Here is an 11,758-nt window from a genome sequence, read left to right on the forward strand (position 1 = left end):
TAAAACTGGGCGCTTACTGTCATAGCAGTGTCTCGCACGCATGACGGCAGATACGAAGGTCTGAACATGCGCCCGGTTGAGAACTAGCGTTTAAGCGCCTGGGAGCTCGATGAACTTCTCACCACTCCACTGGAAGCGCTGAGGGTATGGCTGCGTCGGGCAGCAACGTGGATCATCATCTCCATGAACAAGGGCGTCGATGAAGATGGTGCGACTGCCGACATCGCGCGCCTCACGAACGGCTCCACTAATTGCAGCATCGCCACCTTGAGCCTGCCAACCCTCTGGCGCGTGGTAGAACGCTGCGAGGGAGTGATAGGCCGACTGTGAGCCGCCTGAGCCTTCGATGGTATAGAGCACTGCGGCATCAAATTCACCGTCACCATTCAGGTCCACCTGAATGATTTGCCGACCTTCTGGGTACTCTACACCGCCGTCTGTATCGAGCCCCGCGATGTACGCATTGATTGCCACAGTCAAGTCAGGGAACGACTGTGCTGCAACAGTAGATTGAGCCATCACGACTGCAGGTGGGGTGGCAACTGGGTTATTCAATTGCGGCTCGGCCGGACCTGCTGCCAAGGTATCAGCGCCGGCATTCGGCTCCGGCTCGACAGAGCTCGGGCTACCTTTGCCGTTCACGGCATCGGCAATCATTTGGTAACTCCGAAGTGCCTGATCGTCTGGCTTCAGACCTGCCTTCTTCGCACGAACAGAAAACTCCTTTTGGATCTCGCCCAAAGCCCGTCCCATGTCCTCAGGGTTGAAGGTCATCACAAATCCTTTAGGAGACATCGGTTGCGAGTCACCAAAGACGATGCGCGCAAAAATGTTCGGTCGCATGTCCTCAAGGGCGTCGATGCCGGCATCAACAAACTCGTCCGCGACATCCTTGTACAGCGACCATCCTTCATCGCCGAAAAGCTTGGTGATGTTCTCTTTGGCCACGTCATTTTTGAAGTCGGTTAGCTCCAGGGCTTTCTGGTTAAAGTCGATCGTTTGGCTCCTGCAGCTATACGTGTCATTACCGAAGCAGTTCTGCCTTAACTCGTTGAGTGCCAGGGAAAGACGTACGTCATTTGCTGCCTGGCCGCAGCCGGCCAGCATGGTGACCACAGCACTGGAAACCAAGATTCTCTTAATCACTTGAAACTCCGCAATCCATGCGCATCACGTGTGCGCGCAAAGCTAGGTGGTCAGAACGAACCACCTGACAAAAAAAAGCCCCTGCCGTGTTAGCAGGGGCTTTTCCTACAGGCTCGAATTAGCCGATGGAAACGCCATGAGCTTCAGCCAGTGGCTTCAGGCCGCCAGCGAAACCTTGACCGATCGCCTTGAACTTGAACTCGTCGTTGTGACGGTACAGCTCACCGAAGATCATCGCGGTTTCAGTCGAAGCGTCTTCGCTCAGGTCGTAGCGCGCCAGCTCTTTACCGTCTGCCTTGTTAACGACGCGGATGTAGGCGTTGCCCACCTGACCGAAGCTCTGCTTGCGTCCTTCGGCTTCGTGGATGGTGACCGCGAAAACCAGTTTTTTGACGTCTGCAGCCAGGCCGGTCAGCTTGATGTTGACCTGCTCGTCGTCGCCTTCACCCGCGCCGGAGCGGTTGTCGCCCAAGTGCTCAACAGAACCGTCTTGCGAGGTTTTGTTGTTGTAGAAGATGAAGCTGTTGTCGTTCAGGACTTTGCCATTTTCACCGGTGATGAAGATGGATGCATCGAGGTCAAACTCGGTACCGTCGGTTACACGAGGGTCCCAGCCCAGGCCAACGACCACTTCGGACAGGCCAGGAGCTTCTTTAGAAAGCGATACGTTGGAGCCTTTGGTCAGCGAGACAGCCATTGGATAATCCCTTGAAAATAGATGGAGTGGTCTTTAGCACCGTGTGGTGCTAACGACGGATAACGGACCTTAGAAATTCAGGCCGTACGAGTTGGCAAGAGCCTTCAGGCCGCCGGCGTAGCCTTGGCCAACGGCGCGGAATTTCCACTCGCCGTTGTTACGGTACAGCTCAGCGAAGATCATCGCGGTTTCAGTCGAAGCATCTTCGGCCAGGTCGTAACGAACGACCTCAGCACCAGTCACATCGTTGGCGATACGGATGAACGAACCGCCGACCTGACCGAAGTTCTGCTTGCGAACATCGGCGTCATGGATGGTAACGGTGAACGCGATCTTGTCGATGTCCGCTGGCACGCGGCTCAGGTCGACCTTCAGTACTTCGTCATCGCCGTCGCCAGCGCCAGTACGGTTGTCGCCGGTGTGCTCGATCGAACCGTCTTGGCTCTTCAGCTGGTTGTAGAAGATGAAGTCTGCTTCACCGCGAACCTTGCCATTGGCAGCCAGCAGGAATGCACTGGCGTCGAGGTCGAACTCGGTGCCATCGGTCGAACGCGGGTCCCAGCCCAGGCCGACGATGATCTTGGTCAGCGACGGGTCAGTTTTGGTCAGGGACAGGTTGCCGCCTTTCTGCAGGGTCAAAGCCATTTCTTAAACTCCTTGTTAGGGTACGAGTGATTCAGTTGGATTCTGCTTGAGTGTCTTCCTTTTCGGGGAAGATCACACTTGCAACGATGCCGATTACCAACACCACCATCACGATGAGGAGGCTGGTATTTGGATCGATCTTGAAGCCGTGGTGGAACATATGGTCTGTGGCGTTGAGGCCCAGTTTTACCGCGATGAAGAACAGCAGTGCAATGACAGCTTTCTCCAGGTGTACCAGGTAGCGCTTCAGGGCCTCGAGTACGAAGTACATCGTACGCAAGCCCAGAATGGCGAACAGCATAGCGGAGTAAACGATGAGAGGCTCACGGCTCACCGCGATCACAGCCGGCACGGAGTCGAAGGCAAACAGCACATCCGATACTTCAGCGACAACCAAGCACAGGAACAGCGGGGTAGCAAACAAACCACCTTTGGCCGCCAGGCTCATGCCTTTGTTCTCAGGTTTCAGCAACTCGCCCTCGAGAACCTTGCGGCTAACGAAGAACTGGTTGCCGTGCAGCCTTGGCCAGACCGGGAACAGTTTCTTGGCGAATCGATAGGCGATGTGCTTGGAGTAGTCTTCCTCCTCCTCATCATCACCGCCGCTACGAAGCATCATGACGGCGGTCCAGGCCACGATCAGTGCGAATACGATTTCTACCCAAGGGCCGAACGCCAGAAGGCCGGTACCGATCGCAACGAAAATGCCGCGGAAAACGATAGCGCCGATGATGCCCCAGTAGAGCACGCGGTGGCGCAGGCCATCAGGAACTTTGAACCAGGCAAAGATTGCCATGAACACGAAAAGGTTATCGACGCTGAGAACCTTCTCAAGGGCGTAACCGGTGACGAACAGGCTGGCGACTTCAGGCCCGTGCTGAACGTACAGGAATCCTGCAAACGCGAGGGATATGGCAATCCAGAACACGGACCAGACAGACGCTTTTGCCAGCGAGACCGGCTTATCGCCGCGATGCGTAACCATGTCGAGCAGCAGAGCGCCTAAGGCGATGCCGACGAAAACCATCATGGTCAACGGGGGGAAACCGATATGGGTAACTTCCACGGGTCAGTCCTTAAAGTTCGAAATCAGCTGGGGAGAGGCCCAGCTCCATGCAGATCAGACGGCATGCCGCCTTTTCCTTTTCATTAAAGTCACCATCGGATGCGCCGACGGAGCAGGTAACGCGTACGAGAAGGCGCGCAGCCCCTTCGTTGTCTTTGATTCTGCCGATGACCTTCAACGCTTCTGCTTGACCGATCTGCGGGTCAAATTCGAACTTGCTCATCGCGTCGTTGAACACGGCGAGTACGTCGGTCAGGCTGAACACCTTCAACTCTGGGGAGTTGTTGATGAAGCCGATCATCTTTTGCTTTTCTTCAGGACCTGAGCCATTGCTCGCTACAGCTACCATGGCGCAGCCGTTGGCGGTTGCTTCCATGAACTTGCGATTCTTGTGCTTGCCTACTTCGGCAGTCAGGGCCTCGCGTGCTTGCGCACCTTTTGCTTTCAACCAACTGAGCATTGTTCGTACCTCAAAGTGGCGGGACCGAAACCCCGCCCGAAAGTGGATTACTTGGAACCAACGCTCCAGCGCAGACCCCAACGGTAGGCCTTATCCATGGGCTCTTGGTTTCTATGGAAGTCGACCCTACGAGACACCTTAACGGCGCCGTTGTCGTTTTCAAGGAGAGCAATGGCGCAACAACCGAGACTTCCACCCTCCTCGTTCAAACGGACTTCAATCTCTGGCTGGCCAGGGATGAAAATGGTGACCACACCATCAGTCTGCCCCCAGTTCGGTGCACCGTCGTAGATGAAGGCGTAAACCAGGATTCGCTTGATCTCACTCCACTTCTTCCCATTGATGTAAATCCACTCGCCGCCGGATACGGAGCCAGTTCGGTCATCACCCATGAGTTGAATGTAAGGCTCGTGCTCAAGGGCGCCGAATGCGTTGCCAAGGGCTTGGACCACGCCCTTGTGGCCATCCTGCAACTCAAACAAGCAGCCAACATCGAGGTCAATAGACTTACTACGATTGAAGAAGCCGCCGGACTTTCCTTGGTTCCAGTTCAGGTTCACCCGGATTTCACCGAACCCAGCAGCTGTCTTTTCCAGGCTGATCGAGGATCGAGTCTTGTCGAGGGTCACCTTACTCAGGCTGATAGTCGACTTTGGAGCAGGGGCCGGTGCTGGGGTAGGCGCTGGAGCAGGTGCCGGCGCAGCACTTGGAGCTGGCGTCGGGGCCGGGGCCGCAATGTCGACACCAAAGTGGGTTGCCAGTGGTGCAAGGCCACCGGCAAAGCCTTGAGCGACACATCGGAATTTCCACGCACCCTGGCGACGGTAAAACTCGCCAAGAATGAGCGCGGTTTCCTTCATACCCGAAGTCGGGATTTGGGTCTCAATGCCGCCAGACACAGTGACCACAAGCATGGGTACACGGTCGAAGCTGGCTTTGTTCTCGTAGATGGTCGCCGTCAGCGCGACCTTTTCGATAGCTGCGTCCAGCCGGCTGAGGTCAACGGTGAACACGGCGCGGCCAGCAGCCGTATCAACCAGCTGCACCGACCCACCCAGTACACTGGGCTGGCCGTAGAAGCACATGTCATTGTCGCCACGGACCTTTCCAGTTGTGGTCAGGGCAAATGCAGACACATCAATGTCTGCACCTGGAATGGGCGAATAGCCCACCTCCACCCGCAGGCTCCCGGTCGCTACCGGTGCGTTACCACCAGGGACCAAGGTTGTCATGCGCGCACCGCCTGAACGGCCAGGTTCACCAAGTCGTCAGCAGTACGGCCATGGGTAGTCTTACCGATAGCTTTGAACTCCCAGCCAGAAGCGCCGCGCGACAGGTTGGCCATGACCACTCCAGTGTGCTCACCCTGGTCACTGAGGTTGAAACGCGCCAATTCCTGTTTATTGCCGTCATTGACGATGCGGCAGTACGCATTTTGGATGCGAGAGAAGTTCTGCCCAGTGAAGCTGTTAGTCGTAAACACCAGGTGCTTGACCGATGCAGGAACGTTGCTCAGGTTTACGGTAATCGACTCATCATCACCCTCACCCTCACCAGTGCGGTTGTCACCAGAATGCTGTATCGAACCATCTTTGGATTTCAACTGGCGGAACCACACCAAGTCGACCGGCTTCAGGTCGCCATCCAGCATGATGCACGACGCGTCGAGGTCGATCTCTCCACCGCCACCACCGAAAATCTTGCCGAAAAGACCAGTAGCTTTCACAGGATCCCAGCCCAGACCCAGGGTTACCTTGGACAGACCCGAGCCCGCGGTCTTCTCCAGAGAAATGGACTGATTCTTCGAAAGGGTAAGTGCCATCGTTACGCTCCTTGTTGGTCATCGTGCTGTTGGGTGCCAGAGGAGACACCCGTAACTGAATTTGTGGTCGCGTCCGTCGAGTTCACACGCGCACCAATTTTCTCAATCTTCATCCGGCCACGTTGCCAGCGCGGGTGAAAGTGCCGCCAGTGCGGCTCTTGCGCTGCAGCAAGTAGCTCTTGATCCCCGCGGGTGTCACCCCAAGCTCGTAGCTTGTACTGGGCCAGCGGGCCATATACAGCTTCCAGGCGAAGTACCTTTGCTTCGCAGCGGCAGTTACTCCCGCTAAGCGCGCCTGTTAGCTTGCCTTCAACTACTTCAAGCTCAGTCCCAATCAAGCTGATACCCAGCTCCTGAGCGAATGGCATGAGCACTATCCGCGGAGAAGCTGAACAGATTGTTACCAGGGCACCGCTTGCAACCTCGGACGCGACGGATTCTACGCCGGCCGGCCGCATGAGCCGTACCCAAAACGCCCGCCTGAATTCCGCAGCCTTCCGCTTCACCCAAGCCTCCTCAACACCAGTCAGGAAGGTGGCGACAAGCACAGCTTTAAGCTCGTCGCGACTCATTCCCTTGCCGAGGTAGCGAATGCACGCAGGAAGCATGCGTATCACCCGTGCGGCGAACTTCCGCTTACCGAACGCAAACAGCAGGAATGGGACGAAAGTGTCTCGCCGCGTCAGGGTGCCGTCGAAGTCAAAAACCGACAGGACCTGGCCGGAGGCCGGGCCAGCTTCAATCAATTCCTGGGTCATCGAACTGCCTCAGCCAAGCGAACTGGCTCCGCTATACCTGCTTCTGCGGGTTTCACTCCGTGCCATTTCACCCGTTCGATGATGTTGACGGCCCAGTTGTAGTGGGTCGCTGGTTCAACCATCGCATCGTTGTGCTTGAAGACAGCGGGCGCAGAACCATCGACGATGAGCTTGGCGCAGTTGTAGTCCTCAAGAGGAACGCGGAAGCCGTCATGAATCTGCGCAATCTGAGTCGGGTGGATCGCTGTCTTACCAACCAGCCCATGGGCAATGTCCAGGTCCAGCTCCTCAGCGAGCAGCTGAGGTGTTGCGAGCTGCTCGAAGACAGGCGCGGTAAGAGCAAAACCTTGTGCCCCAAGGACCCCGCACAGCATTGGGATCACGTACCCCATTGGGGTCTGATACAAGGTCGTTGCCGGGTTTCGGCGCAACCCCAGGCAACTCATAAGATCATTTCCACCGATGCGCAACGCAAGGATTCGATCCCCCAGCTCTGCGCGAAGCGCGCAACCCAACTCGCCCATCGCCCCAGGGTTGTATACGTCGCTGGTTTCAAGCGTGGGCATCAACAGCAGGTCGGGGTTGGTAACTGCTCGGACCCACTCGCCCAATGTGGCAAGGGACAGTTTCGGCACTACGAACCCATGCGCTGCGGTGATTTCTGGCCACTCATTGAGTACAGCCGCCATCCTCGAATCACGCGGTCGAACGAAAACCAGTGGACTTCTTGGAGAGCGATTAACTCGGGGCCCGATAGCAGTCAGGATCGCGCGCAGCGACTCCAGAGCATGCTCAACATCGGTCGCGGCAACCGCGTCCTCTAGGCAGATAACGAGCGAGCGAAGACCAGGCTGCTTATCAGCGCAAATCACCTCGACGATATCGGCTCGAGTTGCAGGCATGTAGAGCGTCGCGCCCAGTGCCCACGGGGAGATGCGGTCCATTAGCTCACCTCCCGGATGATAGTAACGGCACGGTAGGGCCCCAAGCCTTCACCAGCTTCCTGTACCTGGATGCCGGCACGGTCAGTCAGATGGATCAGCAGTTGGACATCTGCATCGCTGCGGTCCCGCACCAGTACCTGATCTGGGACACGGCGCAGCACAGCGCGAGTCGCTTCGGCGATACCGGGCTTGATGCGATTCAAATTGGTCACACCAAATCGGTCAGCAAGACGGCTGACGACATCAAGTGCATCGTTCTGCAGGTTCTTTGCCTCTTCTGGTGTCCACGGCAGGGCCGGACTTACCTCGACGGCAGCTCGAGCTGCTTCGATCCGATCAATGAAAGCCCGGGTCACGTCGTGCTCTCGCAGGTGGTCGTATACGACGCAACCATGCAACCCGCCATCACTCGGCCAGATCGAACGGGAAACCAAACCGGAGACGGTCGCACCGAGAATACCGGATGGGATGATCCAGTCTTCAGCCGAGGCTGCCAGCCAGGCCCGTCCGCACGGATCTGCCAGTACGACCAGTCGGGGGTCTTCAGGGAAACGGCTGTCTCCTGCAAGGCTGCGCTTGATCTCCCCAGAGATTGCGCCTTTGCCCGTCCACCCATCGACGAAAACGATGTTCTCGGCGCCGTGCGCAGCGATGATAGATTCAAGCGCAACAGTGTCGATACCACGATCGCGGACGATGCTGATGCCGTAGTGATGTGCATCGCGGCCCAGGTCAATCAATGCACGGCGTAACAGAACCCCAAGCGGAAGCCCGGCGCGAACGAAGGACACGAGCGCAATCGTCGGACCCTGATAGCGTTCTTCCAAGGCCAGAGCCAGGGATTGAACGTCCGCCGCCATGCGCAGGCCGTTCTGAGTCATCGCTCGCTCGAACAACTGCATGTGAGTCTGTGACGGCGCATCTTCCTGGCTGATCATTTCCGAGTAGTGCTTTTGCTTGGACTGGATCAGCCGCTCCTTTTCCAGCACATCGGTCAGGCCGATGTTCACTGGCTGCAAAAGGAAATGAACATCCTCAGGCAAGTAGCTACCGCTACCAACAGTCATCGAGGTCAGGATCGGGTTAAGCATGGATGCTGTCCTCCACCAATGCGGCAAGCTGGCTCCGCGCCGGAGTCGACCAGAAATCGCAGAGGTTCATGTAGCCGAGATCGGTGATGCTATCGCCGAAGCCGAGCACAGGGCGCTCCCCGTTCAACTCACGATCCTGCTTGAGGAAGTGCTCAACAGCGACGCGCTTGGACAGACCTGCAGGTAACAGGGCAAGGTTGTTGCCGTTGGAATGAGTGTGCATGCCTTCGATCAGGCCAGCTTCTCTCAGCTTGTTGCGCACCAGAATCAGGTCAGCGTCAGAACCGTTGTTGTGCTTGACCACAACGTAGTGACGCTGATCGGCCTCTTCCACAACCCAGCCACGAAGCGATACACCTTGCTCGTCCCCAATACGCAACGCCGTCTCACACAGCACGGGCAAGCGGTCCTGGAACGCCGAGAGAATTCCATTCATCACGCCATGCCAGTCCATATTGACGGAGCGGTCGGGATTCAGGATCAGGCCGCCATGGGAGCAAATAGCAGGGCCAGTGAAATCCAGACGAACACGGTTGAAGGCCTCGGCACTGCGCGCAGTAACGGGTACCGCATCAGTCGTTGCCAGAAGCCACCCAAGGAACTGCTTCTGCATCTCGGTCTGGAAACCGCTCACTTCACCGTTAACGTCAAAGGACGCCGGATAGCGCGAAGTGCCCTCAGGCATTTTTCGAGCGGTTTGGAAGAGCGTGTCGTCCAGGTCGACCAGGGCCAGCGGGCGCTTATTTGCCATCGACGATCACCTCCGCGTTCAAAGTCTCAACCAACGCAGGCGGCACGGCCTGTGCGTCCGTCTCACTGCAGATCAGCACTCGATCGAATTCCCCGGGTGCCACGTTGTAGAGGAAGTTGACGATGCCAAGACCGTAGTTGTCCGAGAAATTCAGCGCGTGCCCAATCGAATGGCCTAGTGCAATTGGCGAACGGGTAGTCGAGCTGAAATGCACATCGGCGCCAGCGCGCTCAAGGCGTTCAGCCAGCAGGAAGGGCTTCCAAACGAACTCACCGGTACCGAGGACGATGACCCGCTCACCCGGCTGGACAGCGATGTTGAGCCCCAGGGTGTCTGCGACCCCACGGGTACCCAGTCGGCCCCAATCGTTTTCGGGGTTCACAGCCCAATCTCCAGCTGCCACAGTGCCGGTGTCCGGCATTTCAGGAAGCGGAGCTTCAGGATCTTCAGTGAAGCTGTAAGCGCCACTCAGCAGGGATACCTGTGCGGCCGCTTCACCGATGCTGCTCGATACAGCGCCTGCAGACCAATCAGTCAGCACGCAGGTGACAACGCGCTCGATCTGGTTGAGGCCAGCGTCCACAAGGGCGCGGTGTAGATTGATGAAGGTGCGACCGGTCGAGGCCTCATCATCAACGAGCACCAGCGACTTGGCGCTGCGCATCATTTCCGAGAGTTGAGGTTCGGACGGCTCATGAATTAAGTGTGCACTGGCATGGCTGTGCTCTTCTTCAAAACGAGCAAAGATCTGATCGCCCACCGGGTGGCGGGTACTGACGATGTACATGGTGTCAGCCCGTGACTCGCTGAGGGCTCGATGAACGCCCGCCCCCAGGCCGACGGCTGTCTCTGCCATACCGATGACAAGTACAGGGCCTGGCAGGTCGGATGGGATTTGTGCAGCCAAGGCCTTATAGGATTGCTGCATCACCGATGGCTTGACGGGAATGTGCTTACCCAGCACCCGAGAAACAAACAAAAATGCTCGTTTCGGATTGCGCCGCTCGGCAAAGCCAAAAAGCGACTCAGGCAAAATGGAAGCCTGATGCACATCAACTTCGAGAATGCCGCGCTTCAGCGTGGCGCTCAACTTTGAAAACGGTTGATTCACTAAACTATGCTCCATGTTGGAGTTCCGTGGACGATAGTAGTGAACCTAACGTGCGCACTTTTAATTTCAATGGCCTGCAGCATTTAATTTCGCGCTTCGATTTTCCAAAGCGACGGTTGAACACCCCTCGCTATATCGGCAGGTGTCTGCGCTGCATGAGAGTCATTGACTGTGATGTGGATATGGCAAGCTTCTAAGAAGGCGCCGAGCAAATGGGACTTGACCGCAAAGTTCATGTTCTGCGCATCTGGCACGGTTGAAGTAACCATGCCGATCACACTCCCCCGCGAGTCGAACAGTGGACTACCACTCGACCCGGGTTGAATAGCCGCTGTGAACTGCAAGAGGCTCGAGTCGTTACGCAGTCCGAACAGGGCGGAGACGCCGCCCTGAGTGACATGCGCGCCACCGCCAGCAAATCCCGACATTGGGAAGCCAATCGCTGTCACTGCATCGCCCAGGGAGCAGCCGCCGGTTGCGGCGAATTGGACGGGCGTCAATGGCGCACCATCTACTCGGAGCAATGCAATGTCGTTTGAAGTGTCGACCATCACTGGCTCAGCTCGGTATCGACCATTGAAGGAACTGATCTCAATCGACGACATCCCCTCGATGACATGGGCGCAGGTCAGCAGCACGTTGCTGGATACAGCAAAGCCAGTGCCAGTGGCGGCAGTTGCACCGCCATTAGAGCGAGAGTCACGACTCCCAACCTCTGGATGGTCAGGGTTGGCTTCGTCAATCTCCACCCCGAGCTTGCGGCCAAACGCCGCCAGACCATAGGCTGAGCCTTCTGCCATGGCCCGGAATTTCCATTGTCCACCGCGGGAATAGAACTCGCCCAATATCAACGCGCTCTCGCCAAACGCGCTGGTATCTAGGTCGTAAGAAACCGTTTGATCAACCTTGAGCTTCAGGTGGCCAAGAGAGCTAACCGGCCCGAGGTTGGAATATCTGTAGACGATCAGCAGAACGCGATCACTGCCGGCAGGCAGGCTCCCGAACTGAAGCGAGCAGCCGACCTGCTCCCGACTGCCACTCCATTGCATCCAAGCGGGCTGCTCAATATGAAAGAGAGCGGCAGCTCCCCTTGGGGATCGTTTGTCATCAACAGGGATCAGCGCGACAGCTGCGGTCGAGCCAAAAGCATTCTGCTGCGAAGACTCCAGCGTCCACGATGCTTTTTGTGAAGAAAGTGCAACATTGGCGCCTGGCGTCAGCATGTCTCGCTCCCTGAGTAGACAGAAACTTTAATCTAGATTTGGTA

13 protein-coding genes are annotated in these 11,758 nt (G+C 57.0%); all 13 read right to left on the minus strand.

Annotated elements, in window-relative coordinates:
* Window positions 1-90: 90 nt before the first annotated feature.
* Window positions 91-1,146: a hypothetical protein gene (locus ACF8R3_RS13980; protein WP_392515744.1), complete on the minus strand. Its 1,056-nt coding sequence runs from the start codon at window positions 1,144-1,146 to the stop codon at window positions 91-93.
* A gap of 118 nt (window positions 1,147-1,264) precedes the next feature.
* Window positions 1,265-1,843 (minus strand): TerD family protein, encoded by a 579-nt coding sequence (locus ACF8R3_RS13985; protein ID WP_196185876.1) that lies wholly within the window; start codon window positions 1,841-1,843, stop codon window positions 1,265-1,267.
* Window positions 1,844-1,912: 69 nt separating this feature from the next.
* A complete protein-coding gene (locus ACF8R3_RS13990; protein WP_014753722.1) occupies window positions 1,913-2,488 on the minus strand; it encodes a TerD family protein in 576 nt (191 codons plus the stop codon).
* Between the two features lie 31 nt (window positions 2,489-2,519).
* A complete protein-coding gene (locus tag ACF8R3_RS13995) occupies window positions 2,520-3,554 on the minus strand; it encodes a TerC/Alx family metal homeostasis membrane protein (protein WP_196185875.1) in 1,035 nt (344 codons plus the stop codon).
* Between the two features lie 10 nt (window positions 3,555-3,564).
* A complete protein-coding gene (locus ACF8R3_RS14000) occupies window positions 3,565-4,014 on the minus strand; it encodes a tellurite resistance TerB family protein (RefSeq protein WP_392515745.1) in 450 nt (149 codons plus the stop codon).
* 47 nt (window positions 4,015-4,061) lie between these two features.
* Entirely contained in the window at window positions 4,062-5,246 is a 1,185-nt protein-coding gene (locus ACF8R3_RS14005; RefSeq protein ID WP_392515746.1) for a TerD family protein, read from the minus strand.
* Window positions 5,243-5,836, minus strand: coding sequence for a TerD family protein (locus ACF8R3_RS14010; protein ID WP_014753726.1), 594 nt, complete (start codon window positions 5,834-5,836; stop codon window positions 5,243-5,245). The genes ACF8R3_RS14005 and ACF8R3_RS14010 overlap by 4 nt, the downstream gene beginning before the upstream one ends.
* A gap of 2 nt (window positions 5,837-5,838) precedes the next feature.
* A complete protein-coding gene (locus ACF8R3_RS14015; protein ID WP_196185872.1) occupies window positions 5,839-6,594 on the minus strand; it encodes an HAD-IB family hydrolase in 756 nt (251 codons plus the stop codon).
* A complete protein-coding gene (locus ACF8R3_RS14020) occupies window positions 6,591-7,538 on the minus strand; it encodes an HpcH/HpaI aldolase/citrate lyase family protein (RefSeq protein WP_197844482.1) in 948 nt (315 codons plus the stop codon). The genes ACF8R3_RS14015 and ACF8R3_RS14020 overlap by 4 nt, the downstream gene beginning before the upstream one ends.
* Window positions 7,538-8,629, minus strand: coding sequence for a cysteine protease StiP domain-containing protein (locus ACF8R3_RS14025; RefSeq protein ID WP_197844483.1), 1,092 nt, complete (start codon window positions 8,627-8,629; stop codon window positions 7,538-7,540). Before ACF8R3_RS14025 ends, ACF8R3_RS14020 begins: the two co-directional genes overlap by 1 nt.
* The gene (locus ACF8R3_RS14030; protein ID WP_197844484.1) at window positions 8,622-9,380 is read right to left on the minus strand and encodes a trehalose phosphatase; all 759 of its coding nucleotides are present in this window, start codon (window positions 9,378-9,380) and stop codon (window positions 8,622-8,624) included. The genes ACF8R3_RS14025 and ACF8R3_RS14030 overlap by 8 nt, the downstream gene beginning before the upstream one ends.
* Complete coding sequence (locus ACF8R3_RS14035; RefSeq protein ID WP_392515747.1) at window positions 9,370-10,506, minus strand: phosphoribosyltransferase domain-containing protein; 1,137 nt, start codon at window positions 10,504-10,506, stop codon at window positions 9,370-9,372. Before ACF8R3_RS14035 ends, ACF8R3_RS14030 begins: the two co-directional genes overlap by 11 nt.
* 68 nt (window positions 10,507-10,574) lie before the next feature.
* Window positions 10,575-11,714, minus strand: a complete 1,140-nt coding sequence (locus ACF8R3_RS14040; RefSeq protein ID WP_392515748.1) for a trypsin-like peptidase domain-containing protein — start codon at window positions 11,712-11,714, stop codon at window positions 10,575-10,577.
* Window positions 11,715-11,758 lie beyond the last annotated feature (44 nt).

Origin of the sequence: Pseudomonas sp. FYR_7 (genome assembly GCF_043106155.1) — a bacterium.
In the GTDB taxonomy this organism is placed as follows: domain Bacteria; phylum Pseudomonadota; class Gammaproteobacteria; order Pseudomonadales; family Pseudomonadaceae; genus Aquipseudomonas; species Aquipseudomonas parafulva_B.

Bases quoted from the DNA above. Each gene is read 5' to 3' on its own strand.
- ACF8R3_RS13985 (WP_196185876.1), bottom strand. From the start codon at position 1,843: ATGGCTGTCTCGCTGACCAAAGGCTCCAACGTATCGCTTTCTAAAGAA.
- ACF8R3_RS13990 (WP_014753722.1), bottom strand. From the start codon at position 2,488: ATGGCTTTGACCCTGCAGAAAGGCGGCAACCTGTCCCTGACCAAAACT.
- ACF8R3_RS14000 (WP_392515745.1), bottom strand. From the start codon at position 4,014: ATGCTCAGTTGGTTGAAAGCAAAAGGTGCGCAAGCACGCGAGGCCCTG.
- ACF8R3_RS14005 (WP_392515746.1), bottom strand. From the start codon at position 5,246: ATGACAACCTTGGTCCCTGGTGGTAACGCACCGGTAGCGACCGGGAGC.
- ACF8R3_RS14010 (WP_014753726.1), bottom strand. From the start codon at position 5,836: ATGGCACTTACCCTTTCGAAGAATCAGTCCATTTCTCTGGAGAAGACC.
- ACF8R3_RS14015 (WP_196185872.1), bottom strand. From the start codon at position 6,594: ATGACCCAGGAATTGATTGAAGCTGGCCCGGCCTCCGGCCAGGTCCTG.
- ACF8R3_RS14020 (WP_197844482.1), bottom strand. From the start codon at position 7,538: ATGGACCGCATCTCCCCGTGGGCACTGGGCGCGACGCTCTACATGCCT.
- ACF8R3_RS14025 (WP_197844483.1), bottom strand. From the start codon at position 8,629: ATGCTTAACCCGATCCTGACCTCGATGACTGTTGGTAGCGGTAGCTAC.
- ACF8R3_RS14030 (WP_197844484.1), bottom strand. From the start codon at position 9,380: ATGGCAAATAAGCGCCCGCTGGCCCTGGTCGACCTGGACGACACGCTC.
- ACF8R3_RS14035 (WP_392515747.1), bottom strand. From the start codon at position 10,506: ATGGAGCATAGTTTAGTGAATCAACCGTTTTCAAAGTTGAGCGCCACG.
- ACF8R3_RS14040 (WP_392515748.1), bottom strand. From the start codon at position 11,714: ATGCTGACGCCAGGCGCCAATGTTGCACTTTCTTCACAAAAAGCATCG.